This window comes from Achromobacter sp. JD417 (assembly GCF_041879325.1).
In the GTDB taxonomy this organism is placed as follows: Bacteria; Pseudomonadota; Gammaproteobacteria; order Burkholderiales; family Burkholderiaceae_B; genus Achromobacter; species Achromobacter mucicolens.
The window spans coordinates 5,563,035-5,578,736 of sequence record NZ_CP087159.1 but is presented as its reverse complement, the minus strand read 5'-3'; the positions used below and the strand labels follow the sequence as shown (position 1 = coordinate 5,578,736).

Below are 15,702 nucleotides of genomic sequence, written 5' to 3'. Positions count from 1 at the left end.
CTTTTCGCATCTCCGAGGCCGCGCACGGGTTACGGAGCTTGCGATGCATTTCCCCCTTTCCCCGGTTGTCGCGGCGATTCTCGCCGCCACGGTCCCGGCCTTTCCCTTGATGGTGTTGGCGGCACCGGCAGCGCCTATCCTCATTGATGACCCGGAAGGCAACACGTCGATGGAGGTGTTCCCCGGCGCGAGCATCAACGTCAACACTGGAGACGCAATCCGCGTCAACAATCAGGGCAACAGCATCTTCGTCAACGGCATCACCGTGACCGCAGAGGCGGACGCCCGAGGCGCCCATGCCCAAAGCGGAGGCTCGATCACGATCACGGACAGCACGATCCAGACGCAAGCCGGGGCTGCATTGTCCGCGTCCCAGGAAAATAGTTTTGTTCACGCCGACATTTCCCTCATCTCCTCGGAGGCAACGGCCGTGCTTGCGACCGATGCGGGCCGCATCAATCTGCTTGGCGGAACCGTGTCGGGATCAGGCGGTTTTCAGGGGACCGTCCGTGCCTCCGATGGGGGCGTCATCACGGCAAGTGACCTGGAGATCAAGAGCATTGATCGCAATGGCGTCAACAACTATGGCGTGCGCGTCCAGTCAGGCGGGCGCGTCGAACTGTCCAACGTCATTGTGTCCAGCGTGGATGACATGGGCGCGGCGACGGGGGCGGACCTTTCGGTGCAAGAGGCCACGCTGTCGCTGACCGACAGCCACGTCAAGGCAGGAGGCACAGAAAATGCCTCGGCGGCAACCGTGCATATCACGCAAAATGCCATCGTCACCGTTCAAGGAAGCACCATTGAAGGCCAGATTTCCGTTGTCGACGGTTCCAGCCTGACCATGACGGATACGGTTGTTGCCGGTCCGCATTCGGTGGACTTCGGCGTGCTCTTGTATAACGAGGCGAGTCAAACCAGTGGGTCTTCGGCGTCTTTGACGAACGTGACAATCGGCAGCGAAGCCGTTGCGGTCAACGAGGGCGTCACGGTGATGAACAACCATGCGATGACCGGACAGAACCTGGACATCCGTGCGGACTTGTATGCGATCCGAAGCCGCAATGGGGCGGTACAGATTGAAGGCGGGACCTTACGCGGAAGACGGGCCGGCCTGTATGCACACTCGATCGATGACACGGCGGCAACAACGATCGATGCCGTGGGAACGCATATCCTGGCCGAAGTCATGAATGGGGTAGGCGTGAGTGCCAACCATCGCGGCACGCACGTGACATTGGACGGCGTTACCGTGGACGTGTCCGGCATCACGGGCGCAGCGCTTCGGGCAACCGACGAGGCACGCATCGACGCTGTCAATTCACAGTTGAACGGGCAATCCACAGGCTCGATCGGCGTGCAGTTGCTTGGAAACATCGGCGCCGGCGACACGGCGGTTTCGCTGAGCGACACGCAAGTCATCATGACGGGTCAAAACGCAAACGGCGTGCAGAGCGTGCGCTACGAGCCGCAGGGCGCCAATTCGCTCGTATTGTCGGACGGCAGCAACCTTCAGACCCACGATGGGGTGGGATTTCTCGTCAGGGGCGGAGACCACGACATCACCGTCCAGAACGCCACCGTGGTGGCCCGGGCCGGCGGCGACGAAGCCAGCGGCATCCTGCTTAGAACGCAGGCGACCCCCAGCGCGGGAATCGTCCCCGGGCAACCGTACCAGACGCAACGCGTCACCCTGAACGCCACAGGCGCGCTCATGACGGGCGACGTGTTGACCGCCGACAGCGGCCGCGTCGACATTGGCCTGGCGAGCGGCAGTGAGTGGACCGGCGCGGTGCGCGCGGGGCAGGGCTCGGTGGACAGTGTCAAGTTAGACGCCAGCAGCGTTTGGAACGTGCGCGGCGATTCTGCCGTCAAGAGCCTGACCAACGCGGGTGTCGTGCAGTTCGTGTCTCCCGGTGCGCAATCCGGATTCAAGACGCTTACCGTCTCCGACTACATCGGCGGCGGCACCTTGGTCATGAATACCCACCTGGGCGACGATACGTCCCTGACCGACCGGCTCGTCGTGGACGGCGGTGCGGTCACGGGCACCACCGGGCTGCGTGTCTTGAACGCCGGCGGCGCAGGCGCGTTGACCACGCAAGGCATCCGGCTCGTGCAGGCCACCAACGGGGCCACGATTTCAGGCAATGCCTTTTATCTGGACGCCAACTCGACTGGCTACCGGCCCTCAACCATCAGCCTCGGTTTGAATGGCTACGAGTATTTCCTGGTTCAGGGCGGCACGGGCGGCGTGGCGTCCGATTGGTATCTGACGTCGACGACGCCGCCGGAAGAAGGCGGCGCCACGGATCCGGGCGGTCAGACGCCGCCCGGAAGTGGCGTTGAAACGCCGCCTGGCAGCGGCACTGAGACGCCTCCGGGCAGCGGCACCGAGACGCTGCCGGGCAGCGGCACTGAGACTCCTCCCGGCAGCGGTATCGAGACGCCTCCCGGCAGCGGTATCGAAACGCCGCCGGGCAGCGGCACTGAGACGCCTCCGGGCAGCGGCACTGAAACTCCGCCGGGTGGTGGCCCCGAAACGCCTCCCGGCAGTGGTGTGACCACGCCTCCCGGAAGTGGCGCTGGCACGCCCGGTTCTGCGCCGGGCAAGCTGCAGAACGTCTCACCGGAAAACGGCGCGCATATCGGCAATCACGTCGCGGCGACCCGGATGTTCGTGCATCGCCTGGCGGATCGGACCGTGGCGCAAACGTCGGCAGGTCAATCTGCGCCCGCCAGCGCGTCCCGGCAGGTGTGGGCCCGTACCGAGGGCGCGCGGCACACCGGCACGAAACTTCAGGAAGGTCAGGTCAGCATCGATACCGACACCGCCATGCTGCAGATGGGCGCCGACCTCGTGAGCACGCGACTAGGACAGCAAGGAGTCCTCAAGGCAGGAGTCATGGCCGGCGCGGGCGAGGCGCGCACTAACGCCACTTCCCAACTCATCCACCCGGGAACCGGCATGGCGATGCGTGCCGATGCCCGAGGCAAGGTCACCGGATATTCGGTGGGCATCTATGCCACCGCCTACGCCGACGATGCCACCCGCTTGGGCGCGTATGCCGATTCGTGGTTGCAGTTCGGCCGCTATTCCAACGAGATCAGTAGCGAACTGGGCTCGGCCCGATACCGTTCCAACACCTGGACCGCGTCGGTGGAAGCGGGATATGCGTTCAAGCCCTTCGCCACCGATTCCGCGTTGGGTGCGATGGTCGTCGTGCCGCAAGCGCAACTGGCCTACACGCGATACGACGCCCAGGACGCTGTGTTGCCCAGCATGACGCTGAAAAACTCGCCCGCCAGTTCAGTTACTTCGCGCGTGGGTGTCCGCGCGTATCCGCTTGGCAACGACGCCGCCACCCCGGTGCGGCCTTATGTCGAAGCCAATTGGCTGCACAACTCGGGCAGCGCGAAAGCCAACGTGGGCGCATCGACCTTCCAGGCAACGCCCATGCGCGACGCTGCTGAACTGCGAATCGGCGTGGCAGGCAATGTCCGCGAGTCGTGGCAGGTTAGCGGAGAGTTGTTTGGCCAGGCTGGAAGCGGCGGTCAGCGGGGCTACGGCGGCATGCTGAACGTCGGGTATCGCTGGTAGCCGCTTTCTTTACTGCGCGGCCTGGGCGGTTTCGCGGAACCGCTGCAGCAGCGCGGACCCATCCTCCGAACGATACGCCAGCAATACCTGGCTTTGCGCATCCGGCGTGTCCAGTTCGCGGTAGGCCACGCCGGGAATGCCCGTCTTCATGTAGGTGTCGGGCAGGATCGAGATGCCCATTCCTGCCGCCACCAGGCCAATGATGGTCGCGCCTTCGCGCGCTTCCTGGCCCACTTGCGGGGCAAAGCCCGCGCGGCTGGCCAGCACGCCCACGTGGTCGAACAAGCCGCAGCCAAGCCCGCGCGGGAACAGGATGAAGGACTCGTCCGCCAGGTCGGTCATCGACAACGGCGCGTTGCGGCGCGCCAGCGGATGCGATTGGGGCAGGGCGGCCATGAGCCGGTCGGTCCACAGCGGCAGCGTCGCGATATTGGGCGGCGGCACGAACAGGATGGACGGACGCAGAAAGCCTACGTCGATGTCCTTGGACGCCAACGCACGCAGTTGCTGTCCGGTGGACTGGTGGCTCAGGTCCACACCCACGCCCGGAAAATCCTTGCGAAAGGCGTGCACGATGCGAGGGAACGCGTCGAACATCGGCACAGACGCCGTGAATGCCACGCGGATCTCGCCGGTTTCACCCAGCGCGGACTGCCGAACGACTTCGCCCGCGCGTTCCAGATGCGCCAGCGCGCGGCGCGCCTGATCCAGGAACAACGCGCCCGCCTGCGTCAGTTCCACGCTGCGGCTGGTGCGCGTCAAGAGCGGCGACCCCAGCTCTTCTTCCAGTGCCTTGATCTGCAGGCTGAGCGGCGGCTGGCTGACATGCAGCCGGCGCGCGGCCTGGCTGAAGCTCAGTTCCTCGGCGACGGCGACGAAGTAACGCAGTTGGCGAAAATCCATATCGATTTGGAAAGCAAATAGATCGTCGTGGAAAACGGTATTGGACGGTATGAGTGTACAGCGCGCATCATGCGCCCATACCAACACGCATAACGACACAGGAGACAACCATGAAGGCTTACGCGCCGTCCCGGTCCCGCCGCACCTTTGCCGCCGCCGCAGCAGTAAGCGCCCTGATGGCCGCGATGCTGGCGCCGCTGCCGGCAGCCGCCCAGGGCGCCTATCCCGACAAGCCGGTCCGCATCGTGGTGCCCTACGCCGCGGGTGGCGGGGTCGACATCGTCACCCGCCTGGTCAGCCAGAAAATGGGCGACGCGCTGAAGCAGACGATCATCGTCGACAACCGCCCCGGCGCGGCGACGAACATCGGCATGGACGCGGTGGCGCGTGCCCCGGCGGACGGCTACACGCTGCTGACCGCATCGAACACGCTGGCCGCCAACGGCGCGCTGTTCTCCAAGCTGACCTTTGACCCCGCGCGCGACTTCACGCCGGTGGGCGCGATCGGTTATGCGCCGCTGGCGGTGGTGGTGCCCGTCGAATCGTCGTTCAAGACCTTGAAGGATCTGACCGACTACGGCCGCGCACACCCGGACAAGCTGACCTACGCGTCGGCCGGCAATGGCAGCTCGGGCCATCTGGCCAGCGAACTGCTCAAGCGCGAGAGCGGCATGAAGGCGCTGCACGTGCCGTACAAGGGCGGCTCGCCCGCCGTGACGGATCTGTTGGGGCAGCGGATCTCCTTCATGTCGATCAATCCGCTGGAAGTCGTCTCACACGTCAAGGCGGGCAAGCTGCGCGCGCTGGCCGTGCTGGACGACGAGCCGGCGAGCATGCTGCCCGACGTGCCCACCGTGGTGTCGCAAGGCCTGCCGGGCGCGATGGCCACCGTGTGGTGGGGACTCATCGGCCCCAAGGATCTGCCGCCAGACGTCACCGCAAAGCTCAACGCCGCGCTGCAATCCGCGCTGAATCACCCCGACGTGAAGAAGCGCTTTGCCGAGATGGGCGCGGTGGTCACGCCCGGCACGGACAAGCAGCTTGGCGAATTCGTGGCGGCTGAAACCACCAAATGGACCAAGGTCATCAAGGACGCGGGCATCAAGGCCGATTGATGGCCTTTGCGCCAGCCCGGGGCCGCGGCGCGGTCCGCGGGCGAAACACTGCATAAAGGAACTGAAATGGAACGGCAAAAGAACGCGCTGGTCGTCAGCGCGCACTCCGCGGACTTTGTGTGGCGCGCGGGTGGCGCCATCGCGCTGTACGCCAAGCGCGGCTGGAAAATCACCGTGGTGTGCCTGTCGTTTGGCGAACGCGGCGAATCCGCCAAGCTGTGGAAGCAGCCCGGCATGACGCTGGAGCGGGTCAAGGCCGACCGCCGCGACGAGGCGCGCCTGGCCGCCGGCATCCTGGGCGCCGACATCCGCTTCATGGACTGCGGCGACTATCCCTTGCGCGTATCGGACGAGGCGCTGTTCGAACTGGTGGACGTCTACCGCGAATTGCAGCCGGAGTTCGTGCTGACGCATTCCCAGAAAGACCCGTACAACTTCGACCACCCACTGGCGACGCACGTGGCGCAGGAAGCCCGCGTGATCGCGCAGGCGCATGGGCACCATCCGGAGCAAGCGGTGCTGGGCGCCCCGCCCGTATTCCTCTTTGAGCCGCATCAGCCGGAACAGTGCGAGTGGAAGCCCGAAGTGCTGCTGGATATCTCCGAAGTCTGGGACCAGAAGCGCCGGGCCTTCGAGACCATGGCCGCGCAGGAACACCTGTGGGAGTACTACACCCGCGTCGCCCTGCAACGCGGCGTGCAGGCGTCGCGTAACTCGAACCTGAAGATCAAGTACGCCGAGGGCTACCAGCGCGTGTTCCCGCAGGTCACCGGAGAATTGGCATGAGCCTTGCGGTCAGGAACATCGAGCGGGCGGACAGCACGGTCATCGCACGCCTGGCGTCGGCAGGCGTCGCCACCGCGCACGAAGCGCAGCAACGCACGGGCCTGTTGCAGCCCACGCTGCGGCCCATCTACGCTGGCGCATGCATCGCGGGCAGCGCGATCACGGTGCTGGCGCAGCCGGGCGACAACTGGATGCTGCACGTCGCCATCGAACTTTGCCGGCCCGGGGATATCGTCGTGGTGGCCTGCGCGTCGTCCAATGAAGACGGCATGTTCGGAGAGCTGCTGGCCACTTCCATGCGCGCTCGCGGTGTGCAAGGACTGGTGATCGACGCGGGCTGCCGCGATGTCGCCGCGTTGAAGGACATGCAGTTTCCGGTGTGGTCCAAGTGCGTATCGGCTAAGGGCACGGTCAAGGCGACCCCCGGATCGGTGAACGTGCCGGTCGTGTGCGCGGGGGCGCTGGTGCAACCCGGGGATGTCGTCATTGCCGACGATGACGGCGTGTGCATCGTGCCGCGTGCGCGGGCGGCGCAAGTGGCCGATGCGTGCGACGCGCGTCTGCGCAACGAGGCCGACAAGCGCAAGCGGCTGGCCGCCGGGGAACTGGGGCTGGATATCTACGGCATGCGCGAAAAGCTGGCGGCTGCGGGGCTGGTCTATGTGGACCGCAGCCCGGATGCGTAGGTGGCGGCTGCGGTTTACCGAGTGATGCCGTTCACCGAATTGCCGTACCAAGGGCAGCGCCCAGGCGCTTTCCCGGCCGACAGCGAATTCGACCCTCATCGGCGCGGCGCACGTAACTGACGTGCGTACGCCACATCCAGACAAACCCCATAGCAATATCGAATGAGAATGCTTATCATGCGCCTTTTATATAAAAGAATGCATGGGGTGGGGCTGTGGGTAAAGCATCGAATGGCCGTCAAGGCACGCAGAAGGGCGTCGCCCGGGCGGTGAAACAGGCGTTGGCGGGCAGCGCCGCGCTTTATGCCGCCTCGGTATCGGCGCAGACGCAAGCGCCGGCCGCGATCACCGTGCTGCCCACCGTCACGGTGACCAGCGCGCCCGTCGCCCTGGGCGAGGCGCCCGCGCCCATCGCCGGCGGTCTGATCGGCGGTGGCGCCCGCATGGGCATCCTGGGCAACACGTCCGTCATGGACACCCCGTTCAGCGTCACCAGCTATACCGCCCAGACGATCGAGAACGAGCAGGCCCGGTCGGTCGCCGACGTGGCCACCATGGACCCGTCCGTGCGCATGAGCAGTGCCCGGTCCAACATCAACGAAGACCTCACCATCCGCGGCTTCAATGTGCCGACCGCGGACTTCGCGTTCAACGGCATGTTCGGCCTGACGCCTTATTGGCGCGCTCCGGTCGAGACCCTGGAACGTGTGGAGATCATCAAGGGACCGTCGGCGGCGCTCTTCGGCATGACGCCGGGCGGGAGCGTGGGGGGCGTCGTCAATCTGGTGCCCAAACGCGCCACCGATGAGCCCATCACCCGGGTCACGGGCTCGGTCATGTCGGACTCCGTCTTTGGCGTGCATGCCGACGTGGGACGCCGCTTCGGTCCCGACAACGCGTTTGGCATCCGCGTGAACGGGATGCTGCGCGACGGCGACACGCCAATCAAGGACCAGTCGACACGCGAAGCGCTGGGGTCGGTTGCGCTGGACTATCGCGGTGAAAAGCTGCGGTCCTCCCTGGACCTGATCTGGCAGAAGGAACGCATCGACAACGTCGTGCGCCAGTTTCAGCTTGGCGCGGACCTGACCTCGATTCCCGAGGCGCCTAGCAACAAGAATCCGTATCCGGGCCTGGGCTGGAGCGACGGGCGCAATACCGCCGGCGTGTTCAAGATCGAATACGACATCACCGACTACCTGACTGCCTACGCAGGCTACGGCCAGCGCAAGCTGGACTGGGACGCCTTCGCCGCCAACCCCGTGCTGCAGAACACGCAGGGCGATTACTCCTTCTTTGGCGGCTGGCAGCGGATGACGGTGGACAGCAAGTCCACCGAAGCCGGCCTGCGCAGCAACTTCAAGACCGGCCCCGTGAGCCACAAGGTCGCCTTCAGCTACACGCTGCTGGACCAGAAATCCGACCTGGGCTTCTACACCGGTTTTTCGCCGGGCAATTCCAATATCTACGCCGGCAACATCTTCGACACGCCGTCCATCTCCGGCATCAGCAATCCGCTTAACCGCTACCAGAGCACCAAGCTGACCAGCTACGCGCTGGCCGACACCCTGGGTTTCATGGACGACCGGCTGCAACTGACGCTGGGCGCGCGCCGCCAGAACGTGCAGGGCCAGAACTACAACTTCGCCAACGGCGAGCCCAGCGGCCCGCGCTATGACAAGAGCGCCACCACGCCGCTGGCCGGCGTCGTATTCAAGGTGCGGCCGGATCTGTCGGTCTACGCCAGCTACGTCGAAGGCCTGTCGCAAGGCGACACCGCGCCCACCAGCGCGGCCATCACCAATCCAGGCGAAACGCTGTCGCCCTTCAAGTCCAAGCAGAAGGAACTCGGCGTCAAGTACAACCTGAACGACGACATGCTGGCCACTGTCGCGCTCTTTGAGCTGACCCGCCCCAGCTCCGGCATCTCGGGCAACACCTTTGGCGAATTCGGCGAACAACGCAACCGAGGCGTCGAAGCCAGCTTTGCCGGCGAAGTCGCGAAGGGTGTGCGCCTGTTGGGCGGCATCAGCTACATCGACGCCGTCATCAACAAGGCCGCCACGCCTGGCCTGCAGGGCAACAAGGCCATCGGCGTGCCCGACTGGCAATTCAACCTGGGCGCCGAGTGGGACACCCCGTTCGTCCCAGGTCTGACGGTGCTGGGCCGCGTCATCTACACCGACAGGACGTATGCCAACGCCGACAACACCTTGTCGGTGCCAAGCTGGACCCGCGTTGACGCCGGCGCGCGCTACGAGACCAAGATCAGCGGCACGCCCGTCACCTTCCGCTTCAACGTCGAGAACCTGTTCAACCGGAACTACTGGGGCACCGCCACGGCAGGCTACCTATTCGTGGGCTCGCCGCGCACCTACACGTTCTCGACCAGCATCGCCTTCTAAGGAAGCCGAGATGTCCACGCAAGCCTGGTCCTGGATACACAAGTGGAGCAGCCTGGTCTGCACGGTCTTCATGCTGCTGCTGTGTCTGACCGGACTACCCTTGATCTTCCATGAAGAGATTGAGCACCTGTCGGGCGTGGTCGAAGCGCCGCCCATGCCCGCCGGCACGCCCAACGCCAGCATGGACCAGATTGCCCAGACCGCGCTGGAGCGCCGCCCGGGCGAAGTCATCCGCTACATGTTCTGGGATCAGGACGAGCATCCCGACATCACGTATGTCTCCATGGCCAGCGCCGTCGACGCGCCGCCCGAGGAGAACAACGCCGTCGTCATCGACTCGCGCACGGCCAAGGTCCTGGACGAACCGGCCACCGACGAAGGCTTCATGTACGTCATGCTCAAGCTGCATACCGACATGTTCGCCGGCTTGCCGGGGATGCTGTTCCTGGGCGCGATGGGCCTCTTGATGGTGGTCGCCATCGTGTCCGGTGTGGTGCTGTATTACCCCTTCATGCGCCGCCTGAAATTTGGCGCGCTGCGCACGCAGCGCAGCACCCGCGTCAAATGGCTGGACTGGCATAACCTGTTGGGCATTGTCACCGTGGTGTGGCTGCTGGTCGTTGGCATCACGGGCAGCATCAATACGCTGAACCGAGTCGTGCTTAGCCTCTGGCAGATGGACCAGATGGCGGAAATGACCGCGCCGTTCCGCGGCCTGCCGCCCGTCACGCAGCCCGCGCATCTGGAAGCTTCCATCCGCACGGCCCGCGCCGCCGTGCCGGACATGGCGGTGAGCCTCGTCGCGTTTCCGGGGACGATGTTTTCCAGCCCGCATCACTACACGTTCTTCATGAAGGGCAACACACCCGTGACCTCGCGCCTGCTAAAGCCCGCGCTGGTGGACGCCACTAACGGCGAGCTGACCGACACGCGAGAGATGCCCTGGTACGTAAAAACCCTGTTCCTATCGCAGCCGCTGCATTTTGGGGATTACGGCGGCCTGCCGCTCAAGATTCTTTGGGCGGTGCTGGATCTCTTTGCAATCGTGGTGCTGGGTAGCGGACTGTATCTATGGCTGCGCAAGCCCAAGGCGGCAACGGCTTCGAAATCGTTGACCCAGGATGCCGCAGAGACCGCCGGCGCGCTGCGGCAGGGTGATCGGCAAGGGGCAGCGCAATGAGCAAGAACGTTGATGCGCGCGGCGCGCGGACCGAGAACCTGCAATCGGCGGGCGAGGTGTTCCGCGTGCCGATCTGGCTAGGCGTAGCCTCGGTGGTGGGGCTGGTGTCGGCGCTGCTGGGCGATGGGGTGTGGGACGGGGTGTCGTGGTTGGCGATCTTTGCGCCGATCGGGGCGGTCTGGTGGGCCTGGCGGCGCCGGGGCGGATAGGGCCGCCTTCTTATTCGGACGGCCTGGCGTCAATGGCGCGCGGCCATCAGCGTAAGCACATCGCTCAGCGAACGTACGGACTCTGCCGAATTCGATGTTGCCGCGTGCCGGTCCAGGTGATACCCGTGCATGCCGAACTTCCGAGGCCCGATCATGTCGGCCTCGATGGTGTCGCCGATCATCAGGACGTCCTCGGGCTGGCAAGCAATGCCCTCGCACAGATACTGATAGATCTCAGGCTGCGGCTTCACTGCCCCGGCCTCGTACGACCAAGCGCAAAAGTCCGGCTGAAACGGCAGCAAGTCCAGGACGGGCGGGCCGTACGGCGCTGCCAGGTTGGAACACAGCGCCACCTTGATGCCGCGCGCCTTCAGTGCCAGCAACGTTGGCGCGGCGTCCGGGAACAATGTGATGGATTCAATCTCTTCGCGCAGCTCGGCTTCGAGTGCGTTCAGCGCATCTTCGCTGATCATCCCGCCAAACAAACGGGCAGCCTGCCGCAGGTCGATCGCACTGCTCATGGCCCGAATGCCGTCGTCGCGCTGGCGCGGGCGGCCCGCTTCGTGCAGCAGGCGGACCAGCTTGCGGAACGGGCGGGTTGGCCGATCGATGTTGACCAAGGTTCCGAATACGTCGAATGCCACGGCCTTGATTGCCATTGAACCTCCTGCGCCAATGAAGCTTTCCGTTGGTTGGCCGGATCGTGATGCCCAGCCTGTCTGCGACGGAATTCTAGCGGTAAAGGTGCGGCAGCTTGATTGCTCCCCTGGTCTTAGGTGAGCAGGGAGGCAGGAGCACCGGGTGCGGGGCTACTCGTCGCGCCCAACCGTGACGAATATCCCGTCGGCTTCATTCAATCCGCGACCCGCCGGCAGGATCAATACCGACACGTCATCGGGCAGATGGGACGCTAGGGCTTTCAGGCGTTCGCTGACGACGTTCTCCAACGAATCGCCGCGTGCCTCTGCGGACACCGTAAGGCTTAACCCAACCTTGTTCCAGGCTTCCCAGGATTCCGGGGATTGCAGGTATGCCAATGTCGCCCATTCCGATGGGTTGACGACGGTGCCGTCCGCCAGCCGTGGGGGCGCATCGCTCCAGGCTTCGAGCTTCTCGCGTGTGGCGCCGGAATAGATCCACGCTTGGGGCGGGCGGACTCCCTGGGTGGGCTGGGCGGAAATCCCCAGTTTGGAAGCCAGCGCCTCCAAGGCCTGATCCGTGGACAGCTTGGCTTCCCGAAGCCGCGCGGGGTCGATCGAAAGCCACAGCTGGATGGGTTCCGGCACATTGCTCCAGACCTGGGTGATGGTTTGGTTATCGCCAATGCCACGACCGACCTTGTCGGCCACCAGTTGTTGCAGCTCGGGCTTGCTGAGACGCGGGCTGGCCACCAGCAGGTAGAGATCCGCGCTGGGAACGGCGCCCCACACTAGGGTTGGCGGCTGGACGGCGTCTGGTGGCGGGGTCTGCGTGGCACTGGCGGGCAGGCAGACGCAGAAGGCCAATGCGGCAAGCAAACTGCAGCGCGTGGTCTGCAAGCGGGAAATCCAGGTCTTTAGAGGCATAGGGGCTTAGGTATTCAAACGCTGGTGAATCCCACGCGCGATGGTTAAGAGCGGGAGGATTCGACGGACTTGATCGTTGTTTCGAGATCGGTCTACTGATAGCACCAAAGTACGTCAGCATTCGCTACAGCAAGCGCCTGGCCGAAGCGGGCATCGAGCCGTCGGTCGGCAGGTGGTGACAGTTACGACAACGCCTGGCCAAGAATCATCTACGGCTTGTACAAGGCTGAACTGATTCAACGCCGCGCACCCTGGAAAACCAGGAAATTTGTCGAACTGGCAACGCTCGAATGGGTGGCCTGGTTCAACCATAAACGCTTGAACTCATCGATCGGCTATGTTCCACCAGCCGAGGCTGAGCAAACTACTACACCCGACTCGGCACAACCGCCGGTGAGGCCGTTTTACTTTAACCAAACAGCCTCCGCGAAAACCGGGCGATTCACAAGTGGCTGATAGACTTGACTTTATATGTGTCTGATGTATTGATGATTTGCTTCATGCATTAAAAGGAAAGTCTCAGGTAGCAATGATGATGACGAAGATTCTACAGAAGGTAGCAAATATTTGGCTTGGCGCGAGGAATCTTGCAATAGACGTCGTCGGAGGCATGCATAGACAGATGATGGTTTCAGGGGCACTGGCGTTCGCGCTAGCCGGTGCTGTGCCAGGAACTGCGCATGGTGGGGGAATGCAGCCCGAACAGGTCAGCTTTCCAAGCCTGGACAAAGGGAAAAGCGGTGGTGCCGTAACACTGGACGGTTACCTGTTCAAGCCGGCCAGCATCAAGTCACCCAGAGGGTTTTTGTGATGAATGTCAGTTTGGGGGACCTGCCGGGGGGGGGCTGCAATAGCGCGATGCGAAGCGACGGATTGCGACGGATGACGACGCTAATCTCGCACCATGTATTTGAATTTCTTGGGGTTTCTGCGTCGAAAGCTATCGCGTTACGTCGCATTGAATAGAAGCGGTGGTGCCCGGGGCCGGAATCGAACCGGCACGCCTTGCGGCGGGGGATTTTGAGTCGGTGATTTACAGTGTTTCTACAGGGAAACGGGGCGAATTCTAGCGAAGGTTGAAATAGGTAAAACCAGTTTCAAATCAGTAGGTTAGCGTATTTTAGCTGAATTGGTGAGAACTGATCACTGTACCTGTACTGTACCTAAATTTCGGTACAGTACATCTGCGAGGCTATACACGTATTTCGAACTCGTTGGGGCTACTAGTTTTGGGGAGGACCTAACAAAATTAGAAAAGTACGCCTTGATCCCTCTTAAACTTGAAGTATTGACAAGGAATGTCATACAGCTCGCTCATTCCATTACGAAAGTCCGTTACGCCACCATAGCTTGGGTGACGAATAGTTATAACTTCAAGCCCAAAGCGGCTTGAATACTGCGATGCATCTTGTCCGATAGCCACTATCCTGCGGATATTCAGCCACTTAATTAGTTTTTCGTTAAGGTCATCAACGAGCAAAAGCTCTCGGGCCGTAAACTTGCGATTGGAGAATGGATTATTTGGTTCGTGTGGATGGAAGGGAAAAACATTCCATAAGAGTGGTGGCAAAGTTAGAGATCGAAGAACCGACCAAATTTCAGAGGCGGTTCTCTCGGCCACGGCAGGGCCGAGCGTAGCCTGCTTGAAGTTCGTGCCTGGATAACGCTGACTCATTTCAGGAAGATGGAACTCGTCCGTAAGCGCCAAGCCAGTACGACGACCTCCACGGTAGCCGAGGTCGCGTCCCATCCATATGGTGTCTACACCCATACTTACTGCGGCTTTGAGATATCCCTTTAAGTTGCGACGGCGAGCGAAGGCAGCGTCCGCTCGGTCGTGAACAGCACAAACATCTGAATAGGGGTTAAATACGTTATCCAGCTTAAGTTCGGATAATGCATTCACGAAGGCAGTGGGAGTCATGGAGAACAAGCCTTGTTAGGAGCGGTGAAGGTCATCACATGGTTGCGGACATCCACGGTCACGACGCCCCCTCGATGCTCTTGTAGCTGACGAAAAACGTCGAAACCTTGTATTATAGCCTGTTCCCATTGCCAAAGCTGGCATTTTTCAACTTCGTAACCTTGTACCATGCTGCTGATCTGCTTTAGCAGAGCATAATCCAAGCCTCGGCTTTTATCGCCAGTATAAAAGCTCCTTTCTTTTGCGTGATTGAAAATCCACGTAGCAATGCCTTCTTCAATAATCATTGCACGGGCTCCATCCTCGTTCTCATCAACTCGTGGATTGGATTTTCGCTTTCTTTTTAGTAACCCACGAAGGACCGGAGACCATCCCAAAAACGCCAAATACGCGAGATGAAAAACGTCGTGAAACCGGTAGTCATCAGGCTCATTGCTGTTATCGGTTAGGCGATCACCAATAAAAACATCATTAAGACTTTGAACCACATGGCCGCTTTCACGGGTGCCTCGTTCGATGAAGCTTATTTTTATCTCTGAAGGGAAACGTTCGTGTTCCGGGAATCCTTCGTCAAATGGTGCTGGGTAACTTCTCTCTTCTCCCGGCCAACGGCTCTTTATTTTTTTTATATTATTCCTGGCAACGTCTTCTAGCCTCAAATTGAAACTTGCGCATGCAATGGCAAGTTCGGCGAGGTGCATGCCAACATGTTCTATATGAGTTGGATCAGGCATTTTTTGATAATCGGATAATTTATTTTTTGCTATCAACCCTGCCTGGTATGCAAGGCAACCAAGCTGAAGTGACCTATCAAGCGATCTTGGTGTGCGACGAATCTCAAGTAGGCTATCTATATGCCGAAAAGTTACTGGCTTGACTGCCTGTTGCAAAGACTCTTGGCCTCTTTCTCGCAGAATCTTGATGCATTGTTCACCTACTTGATCTCCATCGATGTTCAAAAAATTTGCGATGTTTATTAAATACCAAAGTGCGTCACCTAGTTCTTCACCTGCTAGCTCCGCCTCGGTGGAGGCAAGTTTGTCTCGCCCCGTTTTTTTTATGGCAGAAAGAAGCCCACCAATCTCACCAAAATAGCCAAATATGATCTTTTGAAAACCATCTTGGTCTTGCTTGAATTGATTGGTTGAAAAAGCCTTTGCCACGTAATCGGTGATTGACAGTGGTTCGGGCTGAGGAGAAAGCCTAGGCATAAAAATCTCTCTTATAAGAAAGGTTTTGCATCAGCAGTGCCGGCTGGTTAAGAGGTGGCTCGGCTTTAAATTGGTTTTCTTTTTAGACTTGACGATGATAGAAATTTTTAGAAATGG

Annotated in this window: 13 protein-coding genes and 1 pseudogene; 9 read left to right on the top strand and 5 right to left on the bottom strand. The window is 61.4% G+C overall.

Going from position 1 to position 15,702, the window contains the following annotated elements; all coding sequences use genetic code 11:
* Nucleotides 1-43 precede the first annotated feature (43 nt).
* A complete protein-coding gene (locus LN047_RS25655) occupies nucleotides 44-3,601 on the top strand; it encodes an autotransporter outer membrane beta-barrel domain-containing protein (RefSeq protein ID WP_373980589.1) in 3,558 nt (1,185 codons plus the stop codon).
* A 9-nt stretch (nucleotides 3,602-3,610) separates the two neighbouring features.
* Here the strand turns inward: LN047_RS25655 and LN047_RS25650 are convergent, their stop codons facing one another.
* Nucleotides 3,611-4,504 (bottom strand): LysR family transcriptional regulator, encoded by an 894-nt coding sequence (locus tag LN047_RS25650; RefSeq protein ID WP_373980588.1) that lies wholly within the window; start codon nucleotides 4,502-4,504, stop codon nucleotides 3,611-3,613.
* A 110-nt stretch (nucleotides 4,505-4,614) separates the two neighbouring features.
* Here LN047_RS25650 and LN047_RS25645 point away from each other — a divergent pair, with 110 nt between their 5' ends.
* From LN047_RS25645 to LN047_RS25620, 6 genes are all read left to right on the top strand, one after another.
* Nucleotides 4,615-5,619 (top strand): Bug family tripartite tricarboxylate transporter substrate binding protein, encoded by a 1,005-nt coding sequence (locus tag LN047_RS25645; protein WP_373980587.1) that lies wholly within the window; start codon nucleotides 4,615-4,617, stop codon nucleotides 5,617-5,619.
* A gap of 66 nt (nucleotides 5,620-5,685) precedes the next feature.
* Nucleotides 5,686-6,405, top strand: coding sequence for a PIG-L deacetylase family protein (locus tag LN047_RS25640; RefSeq protein WP_062841221.1), 720 nt, complete (start codon nucleotides 5,686-5,688; stop codon nucleotides 6,403-6,405).
* Nucleotides 6,402-7,091: a 4-carboxy-4-hydroxy-2-oxoadipate aldolase/oxaloacetate decarboxylase gene (locus tag LN047_RS25635; RefSeq protein WP_373980586.1), complete on the top strand. Its 690-nt coding sequence runs from the start codon at nucleotides 6,402-6,404 to the stop codon at nucleotides 7,089-7,091. Before LN047_RS25640 ends, LN047_RS25635 begins: the two co-directional genes overlap by 4 nt.
* 215 nt (nucleotides 7,092-7,306) lie before the next feature.
* On the top strand, nucleotides 7,307-9,496 hold the full coding sequence (locus tag LN047_RS25630; protein WP_373980585.1) for a TonB-dependent receptor: 2,190 nt from the start codon (nucleotides 7,307-7,309) through the stop codon (nucleotides 9,494-9,496).
* Nucleotides 9,497-9,506: 10 nt separating this feature from the next.
* Nucleotides 9,507-10,676 carry a PepSY-associated TM helix domain-containing protein gene (locus LN047_RS25625; protein ID WP_373980584.1) on the top strand — a complete coding sequence of 390 codons (1,170 nt, stop codon included), beginning with the start codon at nucleotides 9,507-9,509 and terminating at the stop codon, nucleotides 10,674-10,676.
* Nucleotides 10,673-10,885, top strand: coding sequence for a hypothetical protein (locus LN047_RS25620; protein WP_062841218.1), 213 nt, complete (start codon nucleotides 10,673-10,675; stop codon nucleotides 10,883-10,885). Before LN047_RS25625 ends, LN047_RS25620 begins: the two co-directional genes overlap by 4 nt.
* A 29-nt stretch (nucleotides 10,886-10,914) precedes the next feature.
* Here LN047_RS25620 and LN047_RS25615 read toward each other — a convergent pair whose 3' ends face one another.
* Nucleotides 10,915-11,544, bottom strand: a complete 630-nt coding sequence (locus LN047_RS25615) for an HAD family hydrolase (RefSeq protein WP_373980583.1) — start codon at nucleotides 11,542-11,544, stop codon at nucleotides 10,915-10,917.
* Between the two features lie 150 nt (nucleotides 11,545-11,694).
* Nucleotides 11,695-12,423: a hypothetical protein gene (locus LN047_RS25610; protein WP_373980582.1), complete on the bottom strand. Its 729-nt coding sequence runs from the start codon at nucleotides 12,421-12,423 to the stop codon at nucleotides 11,695-11,697.
* A gap of 134 nt (nucleotides 12,424-12,557) precedes the next feature.
* On the opposite strand from LN047_RS25610, the pseudogene LN047_RS25605 reads away from it, so the two are divergent.
* A pseudogene (locus LN047_RS25605) lies at nucleotides 12,558-12,863 on the top strand (integrase core domain-containing protein); the annotation flags it as partial.
* 119 nt (nucleotides 12,864-12,982) lie between these two features.
* Nucleotides 12,983-13,261, top strand: coding sequence for a hypothetical protein (locus LN047_RS25600; protein WP_373980581.1), 279 nt, complete (start codon nucleotides 12,983-12,985; stop codon nucleotides 13,259-13,261).
* A 438-nt stretch (nucleotides 13,262-13,699) separates the two neighbouring features.
* Here the strand turns inward: LN047_RS25600 and LN047_RS25595 are convergent, their stop codons facing one another.
* Both LN047_RS25595 and LN047_RS25590 read right to left on the bottom strand, forming a co-directional pair.
* Nucleotides 13,700-14,374, bottom strand: a complete 675-nt coding sequence (locus LN047_RS25595) for a uracil-DNA glycosylase (RefSeq protein WP_373980580.1) — start codon at nucleotides 14,372-14,374, stop codon at nucleotides 13,700-13,702.
* On the bottom strand, nucleotides 14,371-15,585 hold the full coding sequence (locus tag LN047_RS25590; RefSeq protein WP_373980579.1) for a nucleoside triphosphate pyrophosphohydrolase family protein: 1,215 nt from the start codon (nucleotides 15,583-15,585) through the stop codon (nucleotides 14,371-14,373). The genes LN047_RS25595 and LN047_RS25590 overlap by 4 nt, the downstream gene beginning before the upstream one ends.
* Nucleotides 15,586-15,702: the final 117 nt, after the last annotated feature.